Annotated in this window: 16 protein-coding genes; 6 read left to right on the top strand and 10 right to left on the bottom strand. The window is 45.4% G+C overall.

The genetic code is table 11. From position 1 onward, the window contains the following. Positions 1 to 2 precede the first annotated feature (2 nt). From KI655_RS03015 to KI655_RS02995, 5 genes are read left to right on the top strand one after another with little or no spacing between them, the layout of a single operon-like run. Positions 3 to 935: a DUF58 domain-containing protein gene (locus tag KI655_RS03015; RefSeq protein ID WP_285401614.1), complete on the top strand. Its 933-nt coding sequence runs from the start codon at positions 3 to 5 to the stop codon at positions 933 to 935. Then, complete coding sequence (locus tag KI655_RS03010) at positions 925 to 1392, top strand: DUF4381 domain-containing protein (RefSeq protein ID WP_285401613.1); 468 nt, start codon at positions 925 to 927, stop codon at positions 1390 to 1392. Before KI655_RS03015 ends, KI655_RS03010 begins: the two co-directional genes overlap by 11 nt. Further along, a complete protein-coding gene (locus tag KI655_RS03005; RefSeq protein ID WP_285401612.1) occupies positions 1389 to 2366 on the top strand; it encodes a VWA domain-containing protein in 978 nt (325 codons plus the stop codon). The genes KI655_RS03010 and KI655_RS03005 overlap by 4 nt, the downstream gene beginning before the upstream one ends. Next, the gene (locus KI655_RS03000) at positions 2359 to 4215 is read left to right on the top strand and encodes a VWA domain-containing protein (RefSeq protein WP_285401611.1); all 1857 of its coding nucleotides are present in this window, start codon (positions 2359 to 2361) and stop codon (positions 4213 to 4215) included. Before KI655_RS03005 ends, KI655_RS03000 begins: the two co-directional genes overlap by 8 nt. 2 nt (positions 4216 to 4217) lie before the next feature. Continuing rightward, positions 4218 to 5867, top strand: coding sequence for a BatD family protein (locus tag KI655_RS02995; RefSeq protein ID WP_285401610.1), 1650 nt, complete (start codon positions 4218 to 4220; stop codon positions 5865 to 5867). Between the two features lie 108 nt (positions 5868 to 5975). Here KI655_RS02995 and KI655_RS02990 read toward each other — a convergent pair whose 3' ends face one another. From KI655_RS02990 to KI655_RS02970, 5 genes are all read right to left on the bottom strand, one after another. Further along, positions 5976 to 8120, bottom strand: a complete 2145-nt coding sequence (locus KI655_RS02990; RefSeq protein WP_285401609.1) for a GGDEF domain-containing protein — start codon at positions 8118 to 8120, stop codon at positions 5976 to 5978. Between the two features lie 284 nt (positions 8121 to 8404). Further along, entirely contained in the window at positions 8405 to 9154 is a 750-nt protein-coding gene (gene pstB, locus KI655_RS02985; RefSeq protein ID WP_285401608.1) for a phosphate ABC transporter ATP-binding protein PstB, read from the bottom strand. Positions 9155 to 9263: 109 nt separating this feature from the next. Further along, the gene (pstA, locus tag KI655_RS02980; RefSeq protein WP_285401607.1) at positions 9264 to 10127 is read right to left on the bottom strand and encodes a phosphate ABC transporter permease PstA; all 864 of its coding nucleotides are present in this window, start codon (positions 10125 to 10127) and stop codon (positions 9264 to 9266) included. A gap of 16 nt (positions 10128 to 10143) precedes the next feature. After that, the gene (pstC, locus tag KI655_RS02975; RefSeq protein ID WP_239839615.1) at positions 10144 to 11073 is read right to left on the bottom strand and encodes a phosphate ABC transporter permease subunit PstC; all 930 of its coding nucleotides are present in this window, start codon (positions 11071 to 11073) and stop codon (positions 10144 to 10146) included. 98 nt (positions 11074 to 11171) lie between these two features. Further along, a complete protein-coding gene (locus KI655_RS02970; protein ID WP_285401606.1) occupies positions 11172 to 11993 on the bottom strand; it encodes a phosphate ABC transporter substrate-binding protein in 822 nt (273 codons plus the stop codon). Between the two features lie 440 nt (positions 11994 to 12433). Between KI655_RS02970 and KI655_RS02965 the strand changes: the two genes are divergently transcribed. Further along, positions 12434 to 14077 carry a methyl-accepting chemotaxis protein gene (locus KI655_RS02965; protein ID WP_285401605.1) on the top strand — a complete coding sequence of 548 codons (1644 nt, stop codon included), beginning with the start codon at positions 12434 to 12436 and terminating at the stop codon, positions 14075 to 14077. A 63-nt stretch (positions 14078 to 14140) separates the two neighbouring features. Here the strand turns inward: KI655_RS02965 and KI655_RS02960 are convergent, their stop codons facing one another. Genes KI655_RS02960 through KI655_RS02940 form a run of 5 tightly spaced genes read right to left on the bottom strand, consistent with a single transcriptional unit; the run spans position 14141 to position 22625 of the window. Then, positions 14141 to 14707, bottom strand: a complete 567-nt coding sequence (locus KI655_RS02960) for a DUF1566 domain-containing protein (protein WP_285401604.1) — start codon at positions 14705 to 14707, stop codon at positions 14141 to 14143. Between the two features lies 1 nt (position 14708). Further along, positions 14709 to 16145, bottom strand: coding sequence for a DUF1566 domain-containing protein (locus tag KI655_RS02955; protein WP_285401602.1), 1437 nt, complete (start codon positions 16143 to 16145; stop codon positions 14709 to 14711). A 33-nt stretch (positions 16146 to 16178) separates the two neighbouring features. After that, a complete protein-coding gene (locus tag KI655_RS02950) occupies positions 16179 to 18461 on the bottom strand; it encodes a proprotein convertase P-domain-containing protein (protein WP_285401600.1) in 2283 nt (760 codons plus the stop codon). A 9-nt stretch (positions 18462 to 18470) separates the two neighbouring features. Then, positions 18471 to 20615, bottom strand: a complete 2145-nt coding sequence (locus tag KI655_RS02945; RefSeq protein ID WP_285401598.1) for a TonB-dependent hemoglobin/transferrin/lactoferrin family receptor — start codon at positions 20613 to 20615, stop codon at positions 18471 to 18473. Then, positions 20616 to 22625, bottom strand: coding sequence for a prolyl oligopeptidase family serine peptidase (locus KI655_RS02940; protein ID WP_285401596.1), 2010 nt, complete (start codon positions 22623 to 22625; stop codon positions 20616 to 20618). Between the last annotated feature and the right edge of the window lie 155 nt (positions 22626 to 22780).

Below are 22780 nucleotides of genomic sequence, written 5' to 3'. Positions count from 1 at the left end.
GCATGAATCAGCAACTCCCTCGGCACAGTAACGGTGTGTTACTCAGCTTAGATGAGCTTTTACAATATAAAGCTCAGACGATTCGCTGGCTGCCACCTGCAAAAAGCCTTTGGTCCCAGCTCAACGGCCAACATGAAAGTCGCAGTAAAGGCAGAGGCATGAACTTTTCAGAAGTTCGTCAATACCAAGCGGGCGATGACATTCGCAGTATAGATTGGCGTGTCACTGCCCGCACGGGTAAGCCGCATACTAAGATATTTTCTGAAGAGCGAGAGCAGCCCGTCATCCTCTATTTGGATATGTCGAATAGCATGATGTTTGGGTCGACTCTGTTGTTAAAGTCGGTTCAGCTTGCCCATCTAACCAGCCAACTCTGCTGGCTGACGATTGCTGGTAAAGACCGCATAGGTGCAGTCATCGATGACGGCCAAACGCTAACTGAGATCAAACCGAGCGCCAGCCATCACGCGCCATTGCGTATCTTGCAACAGCTGATTGCCATTAATAACCAGTCGATACAATCGACTAGGCTTCCTTGTCAGACGGATTTTTCAATGGCACTCAAATCATTGAACCGGCTCAGCCCTAAAGGAAGCGACATTATTTTCTTAAGCGACTTCAATCGTTATAAAGATAGTGACTACTCACTACTCAATCAGATGCGTCAACATAACCGAATGCGATTTGTTCACTTCTATGATCCTTTAGAGCAAGGCAATACCACTTTTAAAGGCATGAAGCATGTCAGTGATGGTGAGCGAACTCAATGGTTTAACTTCTCGTCAAAAGCGGAGAAGAACAAGCTAAAGACCGCCTTCGAAGAGCATCAACAACAGATCAAAGACCTTTGCTTACGTCTTGCTATTCCTCATAGCTCAATCACCAGTGCAGAACCTTTGATGAGCCAAATATCTGGGGGCAAGCATGACGCCTAAATTAGAACTCAGCCCCGTCATTACTCCCGAAGCACCGCATTGGTGGCCACTCGCTTGGGGTTGGTGGTGCCTTGCTATTGCCGTCATCGCACTCATTGTGATTGGTCGATTGCTTTACAAAAAATATAAGCAGGAGCGCAAGGTTCAAAAAATCGCTCTAACCAAACTGATGCACAATAGTGAGCTTTCCCCCGCAGAGGCGCTCGCAACCGTTCGCCAAGCGGCAATGAGCTACTTCCCCCGAGAAGCGATCGCCTGTTTACAGGGAGATCAGTGGTATCAGTTTCTTGATGCGCAGTTGAAATCACCTCGTTTTGTGGACCATGCCGAGATGTGGCAACGAACTCTATATCAGAGCGAGCAGGTTGCAATCGATCCATCAACGCGCGAAATACTGGTCGATGACTGCATCTATTGGGTTCGCCATGCCCTACCACCAAAAAGAGTTCAATTATGAGTAGTTTATTGAATATTGAATTTGTGTGGTGGTGGATGTTCTTGTTGCTTCCATTACCGCTGCTTGTACTTCGTTTGGCACCTACAGCTAAGCCAGCAGATACGCTGACACTGCCCTTTTTGCCTAGCAACACGAGCGGTAAAGCGCCTAGTACTCGCCTACCTAAAGTTCTAGCCACAATCATATGGCTGATGTTGGTTACGGCCAGTGCTAGACCCGTCTGGTTTGGAGAACCGGTTGAGTTTCAACCCAAGCACCGTGACTTGATGTTGGTTGTCGACCTCTCTTACTCGATGAGCAAAGAGGATATGGCGTTTAATGGCGAGTACATCGACCGTTTATCAGCGGTGAAACACGTACTGAGTGACTTCATCGATAAGCGCAAAGGAGATCGCGTCGGACTCGTACTGTTTGCCGATCACGCGTATCTACAAACGCCACTCACGCTCGACAGAAACACACTCAGCCAGCAGCTTAATCAAACGGTGTTGAGACTCATCGGCACTCAAACAGCGATTGGCGACGGCATTGGCCTTGCCACTAAAACCTTTGTCGACAGTGATGCACCACAGCGTGTGATGATCTTGCTCAGTGATGGCAGTAATACCGCTGGCGTTCTCGATCCGCTTGAAGCGGCAGATATTGCTAAGAAATTCGACACCACTATTTACACCGTTGGCGTGGGTGCTGGCGAAATGGTGGTTAAAGAATTCTTTATGTCACGTAAGGTGAATACCGCTGAGGACCTTGATGAGAGAACTCTGATGGACATAGCAGAGCGAACCGGAGGTCAGTATTTCCGAGCTCACGATAGCCAAGATCTGGCAACCATCTATGACACCATCAATAGTTTAGAGCCAATATCAGGCGCAACTAAGGTGTGGCGTCCACAGCAGGAGTGGTTCCACTGGCCGCTTACAGTTGCTGTCGCTTTATCACTGATTTTGTTAGTCATTAGGAGAAACAATGTCTAACTTTACCTTTATCTATCCAGCTTGGCTGCTCGCTTTGTTTGCGCTGCCTGTGATTTTGATGCTATCGCGCCGTAACCAAAAGCAAGGGTTACTCGCGCCACACATCGCGCAGTACTTAGACCCAGCGAAAGTAACCAATTCGCGCAGCAAGCTATCACTTTTCTCTGTTTGGTGGACCATCACCATCATCGCGCTTGCGGGCCCAAGTTTCAGTACCAGCGAACGCCCAAGCTTTGAAAAGACTCAAGCACGAGTTTTGATCATGGATATGTCAATGTCGATGTATGCCACTGACGTGAAACCTAACCGCTTAACCCAAGCTCGTTACAAGGCGTTAGATCTACTTTCTCAATGGCGTGAAGGAGTAACGGGCATGGTCGCTTACGCGGGTGACGCATATACTGTCAGCCCTCTTACGACCGACAGCGCGACCATCGCAAACCTTGTCCCTAACCTGTCGCCAGATATTATGCCTTATCAAGGTGCTGATGCAGCCAAGGCGGTCGAGCGAAGTATCGAGATGCTGCAACGTGCCAACGTCTCTCAGGGCGATCTGATATTGATCGCTGACGACATCGACGACAACGAGAAAGGAGCGATCAATGACCTACTTTCTGGTACACCTTGGCGCTTGTCAATTTTGGCCGTCGGTAGCCAAGCTGGTTCACCGATCACGATGAGCAATGGTTCCATGCTCACTCAAGATTCAGGCCAAACGGTAATCGCCAAAAGCGACATCAGTAACATGCGTTCAATCAGCCAGTCCAACCAAGGTGCGTTTGCTTTGGTACAAGCTGACAACTCAGACATAGAGACAATCACTCAGTTTATTGAATCTCACAGCCTAAGCGCTGAAGTTGAGAAGACGACACAAGGGGTCACTAGCCGCGTCAATCACGGCTTTTGGCTGCTACCGCTGATTCTATTTCCTGCGTTAGGCCTGTTCCGACCGGGCGTGATTTGGAGCGTACTAGGCTTTGCGTTATTGGCTACTCAACCAAACCCAGCATTGGCTAGCCCTTGGAAAACAGATGATCAAATCGCCCATCAATACTATGAGGAAGGTGACTTTGAGCAGGCTGCAGAGCTGTTTACGGATCCTGAATGGAAAGGTGTCGCTCAGTATCAAGCTGGGCAATACCAAAAAGCAGAAAATACACTCTCTGCTCTAGATACGGAGCGTGCTCGCTACAACCACGCCAATGCTCTCGCACAGCAAGGTAAGTTAGAACCCGCCATTGACGAGTACAAGCGCATCCTTGAGAAGAATCCTAACCATGATTTTGCTAAGCGAAATCTAGATCTTCTGGAGCAACAGCAACAGCAACAGCAACAGCAACAGCAAGATGGTGACCAGAGTCAATCTCAAAATCAAGCGAATCAGCAAGGTCAGCAAGGTCAGCAAGGTCAGCAAGGAGAAAATGACCAAAGCAAGGATAGCTCGTCAAGCTCCCAAGACCAGTCAGAGCAGCAATCGGCAGATCAAAGCCAAAGCCAAAGCCAACTACAGAATGAGAACCACAGCGACAACCAAGCGTCGTCAGCGCCTGAACAGGCAACTGAGCAGCCGAGCAGCAGCAATGCTAGCCAAACTGAAGCCAATGATGAGGATGAAAAACAAAGCTCAAACGCCTCGGCTACGCCTACTTCAGCTCAGCAACAAGAGGCTGATTCCGAAGGTTCGCCGCAAATGGCACATGCTCAACCATCTAAAGCTTCGCAAGATCCAGACCGTAAGAAACTTGAGCAAGTAGAGAGTGTACGCGACCCAAGTCGTCTGCTTCGAGCTCAAATGATGTTACAAGCGCAAGAACAAGGCGCTCCGAATAACCAATCGAAAAAGTGGTAACCATGCAACGTATTCATACACCATTTTTGACGCTACTGTTCACACTCATAATGAGTATTTTCAGTAGCCATACCGCCTACGCAGCGACAGCCGTTGCCAGTGTTAGCGAGAACCAAGTTACTAAAGACGAAGTCTTTCTATTAAGAGTTTCAACCAATGAAAAAGTGAGCTCAGACGCTTTGGATCTGACCGCACTTGAAAGCGACTTTTACATTGGCAGACCAAACTTTGGCTCGTCGATTCGCATCATCAACGGGAGCCGCACAGTTTCGAGTGAGTGGACCATCACCCTAGCACCACTGCGACTGGGTAAGTTAACCATTCCAGCCTTTGATATCGAAGGGGCACAAACTCAACCGATTGAAATCAATGTCGCTCAAAACAAAGCCGCACCGACACAAGATCAGATGGCTGAGTTCAAACTCGACCTGAATAGAGACTCAATCTATGTCGGTGAGGTGGCGATTTTAGATGTGAAACTGATCATCAAGGCGGACCCAAGACGCTTGCAAGATCCGCGCATTGATCCGCCGAGTTCTTCGAGCCTAAAGGTTGAACCTATTGGTGAATCAAAACAGTACCAAGATGTATACCACGGCAAAGAGGTGACTGTTGTTCAGCAGAGCTTTGAGATATCGTCTGACACTGCGGGTAAGTTTGAGCTACGCGGGCCAAAGCTAACAGGTGCTGTGGTCTACTCTGCCAACAACTCAAACAAAACGCGTCTGTTTCAGCTCGATACGCCAGTTCAAACGCTACCAGTCGAGGTATTGTCTATTCCGGGCGATGCTCAAGGTGATTGGCTACCAACCGCTGACTTAAGCATCAATCAAGTTTGGAGCATCAACGATGAGAGGCTTACTCGCTCTCCTGAACAATTAGAGTTGGAAGCTGGTGACGCCTTAACACGTACCATTACCGTGAGTGCCAAGGGCATTAAAGCTCATCAGTTGCCAAGTGTTAATATTCAGTACCCAAACGGTGTCCGTATTTACGAAGAGAAGCCTCAGTTTGGTAAGACAGACTCAGGAGACAATCTTGTTGTCTATAAACAGGTATTAATTCCAAAGTCCGCAGGTACTATCGAACTGCCTGGATTGGAACAAGCTTGGTTTAACACGGATACTAAACAGAAAGCCACCAGCGAAATTAAAGGACTCACCTTAAAGGTCTCTGGTAATAACGCTGCGCCAGCACAGGCTCCAATATCAACAGATGAGCCAAATAACGTCGAAGTAATCAGGACTTATCAGCCGGGTATCTGGCCTTACCTAACCGCGCTCTTTGCCTCTTTGTGGTTAATTACCTCTGTAATTGCCCTAAATCTGTGGCGTAAAAGAGGTCCAACCAACAAAGTGACATCGAAAGTCATCAGCAAAGATGATACGCAATCTGAGTTAATCGACGCGATTCAGAGAAAAGATGCGCTAATGGCGAGCGCCAAACTCAGTCAGTGGCGACAAGAGAACCCGGATCTTTCACATCAACACCTTGATACTGTGAAGCAAGAGATCGACAAGCTCAACCAACACCTATTTGGTCCGCAAGCCGACGGTGGGTCTGGTTGGGCATCTAAAGCGGCAATCGAAGCTATTAATGCAGCCAACCGTGATCGCACGGCAAAAACAGGTGACCAACTTGCGGCTTTATAGCTCATCATCAGAAGCCTAAAGCGCAGATAAAACCAAGCCCCTGAGTTCTACTTCGAACTCAGGGGCTTTTGTTATCAGATCAAACGCCTGTTATGGCTTCACGCTTGGCTAATAAAATGTCGCTTCGATCTGGCTGTTCTCAAACGCTGATACGACGCGATTTCTCCCTCGGTCTTTTGCCTGATACAACGCCTTATCGGCCATGTTATAGAGCAGGTCGAAGTCCAGACAATCCAAGCTCGCACTCAAAGAAGCAAAACCTACAGAGGCTGTCAGGTACTCACTGGTTGAACTGTCACTATGCGGGATTTGTGCTTCTTCAATACAGCGCCGAATACTATCGGCTCGCTGTTTGGTTTCGCTGTCACTGGTGTCGACCATCAACAACATAAACTCTTCGCCGCCGATTCGACAGAAGGTGTCGTTCTCATTCAGTACGTGATCGCTTAGGATCTTTCCCACCGTTCGAAGGGCATCATCCCCTTCAGTATGACCATAGACGCTGTTGTATAAACCAAAGTGATCGAGGTCGAGCAAAATCAATCCAAACACCACTTTCTCATTCGGTCGAGACGGTTCAAAATGACTCGAGTTGAGGTTATCTAAAACCTGAGACAACATACGTCGATTGCCTAGGCGTGTCAGCGGATCCAATTTAGAGATGACATCGAGCTGCTCATTGGCCTGTTGCAGTTCAATGGTGCGTTTCTTGACCTCTTCTTCTAGCCTTTCATTGAGCTCTTTCAACTCCTCTTGCGCCATGGTCCTTTGCAGTACCTCAGCTAAGCTGGAGGCAAAGATACGAATCACTTCACGAAGCTGCGAGGTCAATGAGCTGCGTGTTAACAAGTTATCCGCAGCAATAAATGCGATAGGTACGCCAGTATTACTGGTTAGCATGGTCATCGCTGTCCAGCCGACACCGACTATATTGTAGTCATGGTATATCGGCACTGATTCTTCAAACGCGACCTCATTAGGACGCTTACGAGCTGCCGCGACAATGTCACGTTCAACCAAATCGGAGTGGTAATAGGACTCATCAACAATATTGCCTTGAATATCGGTGCCCCAAGTCCCTTGCATGTAAGAACATTGTTTGTCGGTTAAGAACACGGCCAAACGGTCAATGCCTAAATGTTGAATGGCAAAGCTCACCGCAGACTTACACACCGCACTGACGTTATCACAGCGAGATAGCTCCACCATGCTGGAATGTAACATGCGGATATTCTGCTCTTGACGCTTACGAATGTAGATTTGGGAAAGCAGAGAACCAAAAGACTCCAGCATCTGTTTTTGATAGCCAGTAATGGGAGCGCGGTTAATATAATTATCCATCGCTATCCAGCCAACGGGTTTATCCCCTTCCCTTAAGATCAGCATCCCATTCCACCCCTGTCCCACCACTTGACCTGCGGTATATAACGGGGCCTGTTCAATGATAACTAAATTGGTGTGGTCGTCAGAAAGCGCTTCTATGTATTCGCTTTCCAATTGGTGGAGATCGTACTGAGTATGATGCTCGCTGTTGGTTTTGCCATTTTCATCGGTGCCATAAGTACCACTAAAACAACGCTTCTTCATATCAAGCAGCATAAAGATAGCGCGGTCGAAGCCTAGGCGATCTCTAACCGCTTCTACCGAGGCTCTATAGAGGGCATCTAGAGAGTCAGGGTTAGAGAGGTCTAACGCCACTTGATGAACCAGTTTCATGTTCTCAACAAACTGCTCACGCAGCTTAATCTCGTCCAGATACTGCGCTTCTCGAGTATCACGATGCTTTATTTCAAGGGCGGCATTCTTTTCTGCACGTATGCACTGCCATCTTGCCGCTGCCAACTGCAATACATCGAAGCCGTCACTAAAGGTTTGGTTCACTCTCTCTGCAGAGCAGTTTTGGATAATCAGGTAGGTTCGATAGCTTGGAGAGTTATCAAGCATCAATATGAAAGACTCACCGCCAAGTACCGCTACATGATCCCAGTTACAGGTATTGATGACCATTGGGAGCACACCGTCAGCGGTATCAAATTGAGAGACCCAAGTCCAAAACGTGGCTGGATAGTCGTGTAGAGAAGAGAGCTCACCACATTGATACATTGGCGTGCGACTTAAAGCCGATTCAGGCTCAAGGAAAATACCAATACCTTGTGGGTGTAATAATTGCGAAAGGTACTCAAACAATGAGTCAGCCAAAAGACGGTGGTCGCGAGTGGAAGATATTTGTTTTGCAAAGGCTTTTACTGGCACGACGTTCCATCCAATGGTTGTAAGAGTGTAGCAAAAATACCTAAGCCTTAATATGCAATCAATCCAAGACAAAATGAGATGTTAAGCGACTCGCAATTTCCTATTTCCCTTTATCACAAGCTTGAGAAGCGCTACAAAAATGGGATTTTCTGCCCAAATTTTCATCGACAAAATGGCTTTCTTCGATACACAAAAAAGCCCCACTAAAAGTGGGGCAAAAGTCCATCGCTTATTATTGTAGTGATATGCCAGTAAATTAAGCGCGGTGATGGCAGAGGTTAAAATTAACCAAAGTCACCATTTACGTAACCCTTAGTACGATCGTCTTTCGGGTCACTGAAAATTACTTGTGTGTCATCGTGCTCAACCAATTCACCCATTAGGAAGAATGCAGTACGGTCAGAGATACGACGTGCTTGTTGCATTGAGTGCGTTACGATAACGATGGTGTAGTTCTTCTTCAGATCTTCCATCAGTTCTTCAATCTTGTGCGTTGCGATTGGGTCAAGCGCCGATGTCGGTTCATCCATTAAGATCACATCAGGTTCCATCGCGATAGTACGAGCAATACATAGACGTTGCTGTTGACCACCAGACAGACCAAATGCGTGAGATTTCAAACGATCCTTCACCTCATCCCAAAGTGCGGCACCGCGAAGCGAGTTCTCTACGACTTCATCAATGTGCTTCTTATCTTTGATACCTTGAGCACGTAGACCGTATGCTACGTTCTCGTAGATGCTCATTGGGAATGGGTTCGGCTTTTGGAAAACCATGCCAACGCGGATACGCAGGTCAGCTACATCAATGTCGCCATAGATGTTCGTGCCATCCATATCCAGCTTACCTTTAATCGTCACGCCTTCAATAAGGTCGTTCATGCGGTTCAGGCAGCGTAGAAGCGTTGATTTACCACAACCAGATGGACCAATCAGAGCCGTAACTTGGCGCGTTGGGATTGGTAGGTTGATAGATTTAAGCGCTTGGTTTTCGCCGTAAAACAGGTCTAGGTTTTCAATGTCAAATTTGTTCATGTTCTTAATCTCTAAATTCTTAAATTCGTGTCTAACTTGATGCTTTATCAGTGGGCTCTCCTTAGAGCCCTGTACTAGGGGCATTTCTCTGTTCTATGCCCAGGGATCGTTAGTACGTTGCTGTGTTAAAGCGTCTTGCAATTAGTTTTGTGACCATGTTGATCAGAAGAACAAGCACAATCAGGACTGTCGCTGTACCGTAAGCTTGGTTCCACTCATCAATAGTGAATAGCTCGGTAGTTAGCTTATATAAGTGAACTGTTAGGGTACGACCTGAATCGAATAGAGATTCTGGAACACGTGCCACCATACCTGCTGTTAAGAATACAGGTGCAGATTCACCGATTACACGACCAATACTAAGAATGACCGAAGTTAAGATACCTGGCATTGCGCTAGGCAAGATTAAGCGCCAGATAGTGTAGATTTTCGAAGCGCCAAGGCCGTATGAGCCTTCACGATATGTTTGTGGTACCGCCATCAATGCTTCTTCTGTAGTACGGATGATTACAGGAAGAATCAGGATACTTAGTGTCAATGCACCCGATAGAATCGAGAAGCCAAGACCCAGAATCGATACGAAGAAAGTCATACCAAAAAGACCAAAGATGATCGATGGGATACCCGCTAACGATTCAGTACAGAATCGAATGACTTTCACTAAACGACTGCCGACTTTCGCATACTCAGTTAAGTAAATCGCAGTCATGATACCCAAAGGTGCTGCCACCGCAATCGATGCGATTACCATGTAGATAGTCGCGATGATCATTGGGAAAATACCACGCTCTTCACCAGTACGAGTGTAATCGTCAGTGATGAAGTTCCAATCTACATATTGCAGACCGTTCGATAAGATGTACCAAATGATCCAAAATAGGAAACCAACTGTGACAGCCGCTGCAGCCCAAATAAAGGCATTTAAGATATTGTCTTTATTCTGGCGAGACTGTTTTAATTTTACACGATCCATTTTTTCCACCTTCCGCTTACTTCGCTTTTTCGCGGTTTAGATAAAGTAGAGCACCATTCAACATCATGATGAATACAAGAAGTACCACACCTGTTGCGTACAGAGCGTTAGCGTGAACACCACTTGCGTATGACATTTCAATCGCGATGTTTGCTGTTAGTGTACGAGCAGAGTCTAAAATGCCTTCTGGCATTGCTGGGGCGTTACCCATAACCATGATGATTGCCATGGTTTCACCAAGTGCACGACCGATACCAAGAATCACGCCAGTCATGATGCCCGAGCGAGCAGCAGGAACGAGAAGCTTGAAAATAGTAAAGATCTTAGACGCACCAAGTGCCAGAGAGCCTTCTTTGTAGGTACGTGGTACCGCGCGAATCGAAGTCTCAGAAACCGTAATAACGGTCGGTAGAATCATAATGCCCAGAACAATAATACCCGCCAGAATCGTGTTACCTGCAGGTACTGAGAAGATGTTCTGAATCATTGGAACGATAATAACAAGGCCAAAGAAGCCATATACCACTGATGGGATACCTGCCAACAGCTCTACTGCTGGACGAATGATGTCCGCAAGGCGTTTGGGCGCGATTTCAGCGATAAAGATAGCCGTCAAGACACCAACCGGAACACCCACTACAACCGCGCCTAGAGTTGATACGATAGAAGCAACAATCATAGTTGCAACACCAAACAACGCAGGTGGTAGCCAGTCTACACCGAGAACGATGCCAGAGACGCCAGCCTCTTGGAATGCAGGAATACTCTCTGCAACGATAAAGTAAGCGATTACTGCCAGTGATACGATGCCGATTACGGCGCTCGTTAAGAATAAACCGTGGAAAATGCGTTCTTTCCAATCAATACGTTTTTTTGTACGTAGGCTCGGCTTATTAACTTGTGTAGCTTCAGTATTCATAAGCTTTTCACTATGTGCGATGGTCATTTTTAAAAATCTCATGCTTTGCATTAAAACAAAGCTGAAAGAAAAGGCTCAGCCTAAAGGCAGGCTGAGCAATAATTAATTTCTTGGTAAGAGCCAGATTAGTTTACAGTGATGTAACCTTTCTTAGCTGAGATAGCTTGAGCTTCGTCTGCTACCATCCAGTCTAGGAACTTCTGAGTTTCAGCAGATGGTGCGCCGTCTTTGTAAAGAACTAGGAATGGACGAGCTACTTTGTAAGAACCGTTCTTAACGTTATCAACTGTCGCTGCTGCGCCGTCGATAGTTAGAGCTTGAACAGAGTTATCTACAGTACCTAGTGAGATGTAACCAATCGCGTATGGGTTGCTTGCTACAGATACTTTAAGAGCACCGTTACCGTTAGCAACTTGAGCGCGTTGAGAGATTGCTGATACTTTCTTATCACCAATTGTTTTCTTAAGCTTTAGGATGTCTTCGAATGCACCACGTGTACCAGAAGCTGTGTCACGAGTGATTGCTACGATAGGCTTGTCAGCACCGCCAACGTCTTTCCAGTTAGAGATTTCGCCTTTGTAGATTGCAGTGATTTGGTCTGCTGTTAGTGCAGATACTTCGTTGCTTGGGTTAACTACAACTGCGATACCGTCACGAGCGATAACTAGCTCTTTTAGGTCAGCTGATTTTTCTTCAGCTTTCAGGTCACGAGAAGAGATACCTAGGTCAGCACTTCCATTTTTTGCTGCTTTGATGCCTGCAGATGAGCCAGGAGCTTGAATCTCGATGAAAACTTCTTCACCTTTATTCATGTATGTTTCTGCAAAAACTTCAACCAGTGGAGAAGCACTGTTAGAGCCAACTACAGAGATAGTTTCTTTAGCTGAAGCTGTATTCACTGTTAGAGCGCCTAGTAGTGCCATTGCACCGATAACTGTCTTTTTCATCACAATTTCCTTAAGTGGCGTTATTGCCGTTGTGTTTTACTTGAACGGTGCTCACTTTAAGTTTCGAATATGACAGTTGTGTTTCAGTAAATTGAAGCCTATGTGACAACTGCAATTTTTGTATTTTTCTTAAGTCCTTTCTCTGATTGTCTAGTACTAACTCTCTGTTTCATAAAGATTAACTTTATTTATAAGATTTCAAATTAACCCTACATATCTATATTTCATTTCTGTAATATGTCGCACGGTTCACAATACCAATCAATATAAATGAGCGATTAATCAACACATTAATTACAAATTGTAATTCAACATAGCTCGCACATAACAAAATGTAATCTTTTATTGATTGAAGTATCAGTCTCATTAGTTAGAATCCAATCTCAACAATAACAAATAAGAACAATTCTCAATTACGCATTACCTAAGAGGACCTATTCATGCGCCAATTACTCAGTGGCTTGTCTATAAAAATGCAAGTGTTACTCCCCGTACTTTTCTCCGTCGTTCTATTACTCGCCGGTGTAATTATTGGTGGAGAGAAGCTTGAAGAAGCTTTCCAAGACGTATCCAAAGCCACCGATAATTTAATCATTCATAAAGAAGAGCTCAGTGACATCGTCGACAACAGCTATGGTATGCGCATTAAAGCCATCTACAGCCTATTCAACCCAGATGACGTTCGCACCCTCATCGATACTCTCAATGAAAAACGCGAAGATAATACTAAGCTGCTCAATTCACTTGATACTGTACCCGGCCTACAAGATGAAGTTTCGGCAATGCGTAAAGTAATGGGGCACTATGTCGACTTTTCTCGCACGACCATGCTACCTCTGCTACAAATCAAACACAGTAATGGCTTCCCACCAGCAGACTTCGACACTCAATACCAAATAGCGACCGATCAGTATCGCCACGCTGGTAATGAAATGGTGAAAGCGATCAACGCATTATCGAAAAAGCTAAATCATCTCGCGTTACAAGAAGTCGATAACAACGGCGCAGTACACGACACTACATTAATGTCAGCGAAAATTGGTCTGATTGTCATCCTATCCATCGCGCTAATCATTAGCTGGACGCTGGCAGGCGTGATCGTGAAACCGATTCGAGAACTGCAACAGACCATGCGCGAAGTCGCTAAAGGCAACCTACTCGTTAAGGCAAAAGCCGAGGGCAACAACGAGATCACTCATCTGGCTCAAGACGTCAACCAAACTGTTGACCAACTGCGTGAAACCGTAGGTTCTCTATCTCGCATTAGTATTGAAGTGGCGTCTGCGTCAACAGAGCTTGCTGCAGTGATGACTCAATCAAGCGTCAACTCTGACCAAGAGAAGCAAGAAGTGGAACAAGTAGCCTCGGCAATTAACCAGCTCGAATCAACGGCGACTGAGGTTTCAAGCAACGCTCAACAAGCTGACAATGCTTCAAGCCAAGCTAGCCAATTGACAACCCAAAGCCTCAACATGTTTGAAAAGAGCACACAGGCGAGCGAAAAAATGGCTGTTCAACTCAACAAAGCCGCTGACGTTGTTACCTCTCTGAAAGATCAGTCAGAGCAAATTGGTAAAGTGATTGAAGTAATCGAAAGCATCTCTGAGCAAACTAACCTGCTTGCACTCAACGCTGCGATTGAAGCGGCTCGTGCTGGTGAGAGTGGCCGTGGTTTTGCGGTTGTGGCCGATGAGGTTCGTATGCTTGCGGCTCGCACTCAAGAGTCGACCAAAGAGATCCAGACCATTATTGAAGAGCTACAGACTCAATCTGGCCAAGCGAACGAGAGCATGCACTCTAGCCTAGCAATGCTAGAAGACAACCGCGTCCTTGCAACTCAAGTGAGTGGTTCTCTTAGCGATATCAGTAACGCCATTGCCGACCTAAACAGCATCAATACTCAAGTAGCGACGGCCTCAGAAGAGCAAAAACAGGTGACTTCAGACATTAACAATAACCTGAGCACTATTTATGAACTAGTAAGCCAAAACGTAACCGGCATTACTCAATCTGCCGCTGCTGCTCATGAGCTGTCTGGTCTATCAGAAAGACAGAAGCAGGCGCTGAACTACTTTAAGGTATAGATAAAAAGAAGACATGCATAAAAAAGCACCGCCATATTGGCGGTGCTTTTACATCGAGTCCAGTTACTGGTCTTCGTCGGTTACCAGTAAAACGGAGTAAGTTTCAGAAGGTGCGTACTCATATACCTCACCATTAACAGAATCAAACGCGATTACTTGCGAACCATTACCATGTGGAGTGCTGCTCCAAATATAGCCAGCCAAATCGCCTACTTCTAGTTCATAACCACTGGCAAATGCGGTTCCGTTCAGCGCGGGTCCATAACAAGCATGCTCTGTCAGTGCTACTAACTCCTTAATGTTTGGTAGTCGCCAGTTCTTTTTGCCGCCAAATTCATATAATGCATGATTACCATTTTCATCACGAATCTGTTTTGCTGTAAGTAGCGCACTCTGCCATGTCACTTTATCAGCTGCGCCAGTACACGCTTCACTGTTGTTGTCCCAAGTTGTACCTACCGGGCAACGCATCCAAGTTAGACCCGTTTTAAGATCTGTCACAATACCAGCATCAGAGTACGTGTATCGTGTGTTAGGTGCAGATTTAGAAAAATCAACAGAACATTCTTGAGCTGCGAAAGCCATCTGAGAAACTAACGCTAAAGATAATACAGAAATAAGTTTTTTCATCTTACTGACCCTTTACTGCAACTAGACGAATTGGAAATTGGTAAGACGCACCGCTATCTTGATCAGCTTTATCTGTATAGATTTGATCAAAACTAATGTTGCCTCGGTAGTCTCCTCTGGTAACAATAAATGCAAAGTATTTTGCAGTATCGTCACCAGCTGTTGAGTAATTTATGTAACTAAAATCATGAACCCACATAGAGCCGGCTTCTACATCAGGACTTCCTATACCTTGATTTGGGAAATAGGCATGGTTTAAGCCATATAATTCACCGTCAGAGTCTCGCTCAGTCTCACCGAAATCTAATACATCGTACAATTCTAAATATGTAGGCAAACGCCATTCATTTACACCACATAATGATTGTTGATTGATATGAGCCGCATACTGGCTCGTTGAACAGATTTCATCACCGGCAGCGACACAACCTACAGCAGCCAAGTCTTCAGAATATGGCTTAAAGGTATCTGACTCGTAAACAAACGTACGGTCTTTAAACTGTACGGAATTTGTATCAGCACTCTTGTTTTCCCAAATAAGTCCTGTTCTTTCATCCAAAGTACACGACCATTCCGTTGCATCCGCCGCTAGGGTTGCACCTTTATCGTCAAGTTTTACGAATTTGAAGCCAGCACCCGTTGTTGCTTGTAGGTCGTCTTTATCAAATCCATACTCAGCATCTTGACCAGGGAAATCAGTCTGAGCGTCTGCAACGTCGCTAGCGCCATCAGCAAAGTGCAGCACCGCACCGGTGTCGTTCGAGCCTGATGTTTGAGCAGCAACAATAGATAACTCTTGAGTAAATGCTGTAGTTTCTGCCGGTGATAGTAAACCTGATACGAGAGATTTGTTCTCGTAACTCAACTTCTTAGCAACTAGAGCGACACCTTGAGTCATTTCTTCTTCTTTCATCTCAGTAAGTAGTGCAATGATATTTTGCTCAAGGTTGCTTAGATCATTTACCGCTGGGTCAGACATGACAGTTCCGCTTAACGACACACCCGCACTTGCTACTTGCGTTTTGACGGTTTCATCAGCTTGGGCAACTGTTTGACCGTCAATAACTAAACCTGCAACCAGAGTCGTAACTGCATTAATAGAGTTACCAGATGCTAAACCTTGACCTGGAGCGGCAATACGCAGTGTTTTGCTCGAACCGGCATCGACTTCTGCAAGAATGGTGCTATTCAAAATATTTTTGTCTGTCGAAGTCAGCGTAAATTGACCTGTATTGTCACTTTTCGCACTTGGCTCGTTACTATCACATGCGAAGTTTTGGTTTAAATCAATACAAACAGGAGTATCAAGTAAGGAACCTTGGGAGCGAATAGTACCAGCAACATCGTAAGTTGGTGCCGCAGCTGAATCACTACCAGAGCTGCCGCCACAGCCAGCAAGGGCCAGCGATACAGCAATGAAAGAATATTGTAACTTCATAAATTTATCTTCTTTTAATTAATAGTTTGTGGCTTACCGAGAGCGAATCACTCTCACCATTGATAGCAATAACAGGACAATCAAACCCAAAGTTGAACCACTACCACCTGAGCTACTGCTACTGCTTTCATTAGTGGTATCAGCACTACACTGATATTGAGCAAAGTGACTCACACCCCACTCTTTCAAGACCCCAGAATTTCCTGACACACGATCAGAAACTTCAAGGCGCCAAGTTCCCCAGCTCGGTTCACCAACAAGTTCTTTTAACTCATCGTCATACTGTGCTGTGAAATAACCTTTAAAACCATTACTGCTGCTTGATTGGTGGTTAAGTAGCACCACCGACTTGCCTTGAGGAGAAACCAATTTGACATGCAGATCTTCAAGCGAGGCATGTTCGATATTCAAATAGACTGCAAAGGTGTCATCAATCGTTAATTCTTTGTCAGACAAGTTTTGAATGAAGATTTTGTCGCCATAAGTTGTACGTCCGAGATCATCAATCACGGTATCAGGAAGTGTCGAGTTTGTAGTGGTTGGCAAGGTGCCTAACTTAGGTAGGCCATTTACCAGTTTCGAACTATTTAGCCATTGGTGTGTTTGGAGATCTTGACCAAATTGATAGTCTAGTGATACTTCAGAATCGAATTGCACACCACAAGCCAAGTTAGAAGGCAATGAAACGCTCATACTTGATGAATCAGACAACGTTTGATCAATGTCGAAAACCGACTCACTATTCAGTCGCCATTGACCTTTCACTGTCGCTTGGCGACCATTTTGTGCCAAATGAACAGTTACATCATCGCCTTCACCGATATAGCGATTATCGTGGCGAACCACAAAAGGAGGCTTCAATAAGTTATGTTGATTGAAGCTATCAGTAAGAAATTGAGCATACTCTTTGTCTGGAAACAGTGCGTTAGCAGCAAATACCGTCGACTCAGCGAGATCGTGCATTTTTACGCCACGACCGACACCATAAAGCCCTTCAACAACAATGGCGTCGAACTCACGAAAAACGCTATCTGTGCCATCACCATAACGCTCTATAGCAGCTTTTAAAGCTTGGAAAAGCGGAGTTGACCAAAGTTCGTCACCTAGCTCTCCTCCTACACTCACGTGGGCAGGGTATTCTGCTCGTTCAAAGTAGCGCGCGCGCTGATTCCACAAACTACGAGTAGTGCGGCGAACACCAAACAAGCCATCCCAGTTAAACACGATATCCAGTTCGAATTCTTGTCCACGACGAGAAGCGTCTAAGTATTGTGAACGATAGCTCGCACTACCAGCCCAATAGTCACCGATACCTTCGCCAATTGCACCAGTATGACCGTAAGCCCAATCCGGTACGGCTTGGTAATGAATACCGTGTCCAAGTTCGTGCAAGACAACATCTGAATCAACAGCATCTGGTGAAGCACCGCCGATACCAAAAGTGACCACCCTCGGACCGTAATAGTATGATGAGTTATCGAGAGATAACCCTCTTCCATCAAAGCGCAACGGGTCATCAAATAATTGATAAGACAAACTTTCTAGATATTTCAAAGACGTATCAAGGTGATAAAAAGCCATAATCTGCGGAAAAGCATCATCACCAAAACGCACATTTTCAATGGCTTCAACGCTATCGAACGATTGAACACCTTCTGGGCTCAAGAAACTAGAAGTGTCTCGAACCGGTTCTCCTCCGTCAGAGGGAACAGTGATTAGTGCGGTAACATCAACCTGGTTCAGCCTTGAATTAGACAGATAATAGTTACCACCAGATTGCAGAACCTGAATGGACTTAGTTACATATTCGATTGGCTGGGGGTATTCTGAAACCAATGACCAAGTCGATGCAGGCGCTTCCTGTTGCTGCATCGTTCTTAAATCAGGATCAAATAGAGATACATCGACATTCACCAAGCTCCCCGAGTTCAGTGGGGGTGGCGCATCCGCTTCAAGAGAGCGCGGCGCTTCCAATTCAGCAGCAACAGTAGGTACACCTGATCTTAATATCGTATCCTCAAAACTCTTAAACACCCGTACGATGCGTTGTGTCTTATCGGTAGTTACAACGACTGTACGTTGCGGCTGATATTCACCGTTGACCCAAACATTAAAATTGAAATGCTCTCCTAACTGCGATTCGGTTTTGTAACGAAATACAAAATCACCAAACTCAGAATAATTGGAGTCGAGATAGCTTTTGACTGCCGCCTGATCGCTAAGCAGAAGGTTAGCTGAAGGGTAATCCCACTCAGCAGCCTGAACGCTCGGAGCGCACGCTAGAACAAGTGATATTGCTAATGGCTTAAATTTCATAATTCTGCCTTAGAACTGATATTTGGCTTGTACAGTGAAGTAACGTCCAGGCTCCGTAGAGTAGTGCTTGTTGGACTCGACAATGCCCGCTACGTCTTGATATCGGATGTACTCTTTGTCAAACAGGTTGATTACGTTTGCAGAAACGTCTAACCCAAAGTTCCAAGAGTAACTGACGCCCATGTCGACCGTCGCCCAACCAGCGGTCGTAGCACAATCTACGGCTAGACCGATATCAGTTTCACATTCCGGAACGTCATCCATAGCTTGCGCCCAATTAAGCATGGTGTAAGCAGATAGAGATTCATTGTCGTAATTTAGAGCGACGTTTCCTTCCCACGGAGTCAATGTGCGGATCTTTTCACCCTCGTCATTTTCTCCATCAACAAAGCCCAGTTTTGTAGTGACACTCCAAGATTCATTCAAACGTTGTGCGGCGGTTGCTTCGAAGCCATAGGTCTCGACCCCACTAACATTCTGATATTGCTTGTAATACATCCCATTGTTATTCGTATCAGGACGAGACGTTATCTGCTTCACGTTAATAAAATCTTCAAACTTTTGATAAAAGACAGCGGCATAAAGCACTGTTTGACCATTGTCGAACTTACTCCCCAATTCAAATGAATCGCTGGTCTCTTTATCAAGATCTTCATTAGGCACAATTTCAAACGGTGTGATTGGCACAAAATCATGGTTCTGGTAACCGTAAATTTTGTCGTAAGTTGGCGCTCGGAAACCATGGTTATAAGAAATGTATGAGTTCAGTGAATCCGTCATTTGATAAGCGAGGGACAAACTTGGTGACAACTCACCTGTCGTTTTATCGCTTACCTTATACCCTTCAATTGAACTATCTGAGTCTGGTGTAATTTGGTGAATATCAACGCGAGCGCCTGCCGTAATTGTCCAACGATCTACTTCAATCACATCTCGTAGGTGCGCAGCAAAAACATAAGAACGTGCAGACGCAAAAGGCTTAGCGTCTTTCTGGGTAAGACCATTCCAGTCGAGGATTTGTGAGTTACTTGGTCGTTCATGAAAAGTGGTATCGAAGCTCACCCCATACGAGAGTGTATGAGTTAAACCCGATCGTGAGAAAGAACTGATAAAGTCAGCATCCGCACCGATAACTTCATCTGTGAAGTGACGATCATCGATCAATCGACGAAATGCAGTAATGTTACCTTGCTCTTGCGAAATAAGAGCATTCACCGCTTCGTCGGCTACAGTATTGCGCCAATAAATTTTGGTATCGAGCTCTTCAAACCATGAGTCTGTTGGGAAATATTCGGCTCCCACATAGGCAGTGTATGACTCGGTATAGGCTTGTTGGTCAAATTCTTCTGTTTCCCAGAGACCATCCTTTTGAATTTTGGCTAAGCCTTCTTTCCTACTAAGATTTTCTTTGTAGTAATCAACCTTAGCTTTGAACATAAGATCATCTTGCGCCCAGTAATTCAAAGTGTAAGCACCGCTAACACCATCAATGTCGCGTTTATACAAATTTTCGTCGTAATTTCGTGTTTCTCCACCTTCCCAGTAAGCCAGATTAATCAAGCTTTCAAAGCTACCAGATCTAAAAGCAAGCCTCGTTGAGCCTCGATATTTATCGCTCACACCAGTGTAGGTACCAGAAACATCACTGTAAAAATCACTATCTTTAAGATAGTCCCCTGGTTGTTTTGTTTTAATAACGACAGCACCGCCAATTGCACCAGAACCGTGAATCGAAGAACTCGCACCTTTGACAATTTCAACACTGTCAATGTCAGCAAGATCAAACGAGTTGCGGCCCACTTTGTCGTTAATGTCGCTTGCACCAAAACCATCCGATGACTTTATTCCATCCTTGACCACTAAAATACGGTTACCAGTCATGCCACGGATAGTAATGTTCTGTGGGCGACCAGCCCCGCCACTTACGCTCACACCGGGTTCATTTCTGATCGCATCGTAGAGCTCTGTAGCGCCCGATTTTTCAATCTGTTCACCATCAATTACCGCCACAGAGCCAGCCACTTCAGACAGAGGTTGCTCTATTTTATTCGCAGTAACAACGACCTCTTCAAACTGGAAAACCTCGGATTCGGCGTGCACGACGTTGGCAGCAAGTACACTCAGTACTGCCGCTGATAGGGGTGAAAGCTTCATTTACTGCTCCGCTTTAGTGTTTTTATGCGTAAGTGATAATAGGAATGCGTATTCAAACGCTTGTTGTGATAAAGACTGCCGCCTGTCACTCGAATGACCTTGGCTAAAATTAGTCGACAGCAAATAAGGGCCACTTCCTGTCGTCAAAGATTTCAACTTGGCTTGATACTTGGCGCCTTCCCAATAGGGAACCCGACGATCATTCAGGCCAACACTGATCAAAACTGGTGGATAGTCGCCTTGGGAAAGATTGAAATATGGGTCATAGGCCTTCATAGCTGAAAGTTCAGACTCTTTATGAGGGTCACCCCACTCGGCATACTGCTGTGCCGTCAATGGAAGTGAGTCATCTGACATACTGTTGACCACATCAACAAATGGGACCTTAAGGGAAGCGCCAGCAAACAATTCCGGAGCTTCATTTAGTGCAGCCGCGACTAAGGTGCCTCCAGCACTTGAACCCATCGCTAATATGTCTCGTTCGCCCTGTTCAAAATGTTGAAGTGTTCGAGCAGCAGCAACAAAGTCAGAGATGCTCTTCGACTTGTTGACACCTTTTCCAGCTTGATACCACACGTTACCTTTGAAACCACCGCCTCTGACATGAGCAATCGCATAGATAACTCCACGATCAAGCAAACTGATGGTCTGTGGCATGAAGTATGGTTTCATTGTGACTCCATAAGCGCCATACCCGTATAGAATTACCGGACTCTGCTTATTCAGAAGCTCCTTTCGGTAGGCGAGCGTCACTGGGACTGCATGCCCATCATTCTCAACATTCAGGGTTTGAGTCACGTACCTATCAGCTTGATAATTTGGGTAGAGATCTTGCCCTATCGATTCACGGGTTGCCGTGCGAGTATCAAAGCGCTCCCAGAGACCCGGTTGAATCATAGACATGCTTCGAATATGCAGTTTGTTACTCTGATAGTCTCCCACTTGGCTAACCCAGGCGACACCACCTTCACGCGCAACATTCTCAATGCTGATCAACTTATCTTGTTTATCTAAAACGTGCAGGCGTTGCTGACCTTGTTGGCTGGTTTGAACCACAATCCCAGAGCTGAATAGGTGGAAATTATTAATTGATACATCTTGCTTGAGATTCAACACAGAATGCCAAGTCTTAATATTCATAGATTGAGAGTCACTGACGCGATATAGCTGGAAACCTTCACGTTGATGATTGCTATTGATGTACACACGATCCGCAATACGATCGGTATAATATTCAATACCTTCTTTACGAGTCTGAATAGGCTGTGACAGTTCACTAGTCGTTAGGTCAAGAAAGCGCTGTTCACTGCTGTTCTCGCTATTGCTTTGCACAACGGCAAAACGACCATCACTAGTCAGATAGGTTGAAAGCAACCAGCTAGGGTCATTCTCTTCGAATACCATTGCCTCAACGCTACTCGATATAGATTTATTGATGAGTGCAAACGGGCGTTGAGTTTTGGCCTCTTGCTCCACTAAATACAAAGACTGGCTATCACTCGACCACACAATAGACGCTTCAACACCTGTCGTAATCGGCGTAACTTGATGAGTCGCTAACTCAATAACGCTTATCTGGTATTGTTCTGAACCATCAGTATCTTCTGCGATCGCTAATAAGCGCTCATCAGGACTGAGCTTCCATGCCCCAATCTGATAATAGTCATACGATTCGGCATGTTTTGTAGCATCGAATATCAGCGTGGCATTAAGAGTACCCGGTGTTCGTGCAAAAAGAGCGTAGTTATCCCACGAGTACTCTAGGCCATTGATTTCTCGCCAAGGTTTCTCTGAACGTTGCGGACGGTTTTCTCGCCACAGGGATTGCAGCGAGTTGATTTCGTTCTGTAAGGTCTTCTGATAGGCGTCAGTCGTCTCGTTTTGTTTCTCGAGATAATCTAATACGCGCTCACTGCTTCTAGAATCGTCTCGTAACCACGAGAACTTATCCGTAGCAGACACGTTTCCAGAGAGTAAAGTTGCTAAAACAAGCAGACAACACGATTTCATAAACCTAACAAATCCATACGCCAATTTAATAAATTTCGCGTATACTGCACTTAAATGGTAATGAGATCAATTATCATTTTCATGATTCAGTGATATAACTCTCAATTATTATCTGGGCAACATGTATCTTTACGGTTTATTACTCTATCTAATTA

Source organism: Vibrio sp. D404a (genome assembly GCF_030248535.1).
Taxonomy (GTDB): Bacteria; Pseudomonadota; Gammaproteobacteria; order Enterobacterales; family Vibrionaceae; genus Vibrio.
The sequence above is the reverse complement of the archived record's forward strand: the minus strand, read 5'-3'. Positions and strand labels throughout refer to the sequence as shown.

What these genes read in the sequence shown, in the direction of transcription:
- pstC (WP_239839615.1), bottom strand. Translation starts at nt 11,073, where the DNA reads ATGACCATCGCACATAGTGAAAAGCTTATGAATACTGAAGCTACACAA.
- pstA (WP_285401607.1), bottom strand. Translation starts at nt 10,127, where the DNA reads ATGGATCGTGTAAAATTAAAACAGTCTCGCCAGAATAAAGACAATATC.
- KI655_RS02970 (WP_285401606.1), bottom strand. Translation starts at nt 11,993, where the DNA reads ATGAAAAAGACAGTTATCGGTGCAATGGCACTACTAGGCGCTCTAACA.
- pstB (WP_285401608.1), bottom strand. Translation starts at nt 9,154, where the DNA reads ATGAACAAATTTGACATTGAAAACCTAGACCTGTTTTACGGCGAAAAC.
- KI655_RS03015 (WP_285401614.1), top strand. Translation starts at nt 3, where the DNA reads ATGAATCAGCAACTCCCTCGGCACAGTAACGGTGTGTTACTCAGCTTA.
- KI655_RS03000 (WP_285401611.1), top strand. Translation starts at nt 2,359, where the DNA reads ATGTCTAACTTTACCTTTATCTATCCAGCTTGGCTGCTCGCTTTGTTT.
- KI655_RS02955 (WP_285401602.1), bottom strand. Translation starts at nt 16,145, where the DNA reads ATGAAGTTACAATATTCTTTCATTGCTGTATCGCTGGCCCTTGCTGGC.
- KI655_RS03010 (WP_285401613.1), top strand. Translation starts at nt 925, where the DNA reads ATGACGCCTAAATTAGAACTCAGCCCCGTCATTACTCCCGAAGCACCG.
- KI655_RS02940 (WP_285401596.1), bottom strand. Translation starts at nt 22,625, where the DNA reads ATGAAATCGTGTTGTCTGCTTGTTTTAGCAACTTTACTCTCTGGAAAC.
- KI655_RS02950 (WP_285401600.1), bottom strand. Translation starts at nt 18,461, where the DNA reads ATGAAATTTAAGCCATTAGCAATATCACTTGTTCTAGCGTGCGCTCCG.
- KI655_RS02965 (WP_285401605.1), top strand. Translation starts at nt 12,434, where the DNA reads ATGCGCCAATTACTCAGTGGCTTGTCTATAAAAATGCAAGTGTTACTC.
- KI655_RS02945 (WP_285401598.1), bottom strand. Translation starts at nt 20,615, where the DNA reads ATGAAGCTTTCACCCCTATCAGCGGCAGTACTGAGTGTACTTGCTGCC.
- KI655_RS02995 (WP_285401610.1), top strand. Translation starts at nt 4,218, where the DNA reads ATGCAACGTATTCATACACCATTTTTGACGCTACTGTTCACACTCATA.
- KI655_RS02960 (WP_285401604.1), bottom strand. Translation starts at nt 14,707, where the DNA reads ATGAAAAAACTTATTTCTGTATTATCTTTAGCGTTAGTTTCTCAGATG.
- KI655_RS03005 (WP_285401612.1), top strand. Translation starts at nt 1,389, where the DNA reads ATGAGTAGTTTATTGAATATTGAATTTGTGTGGTGGTGGATGTTCTTG.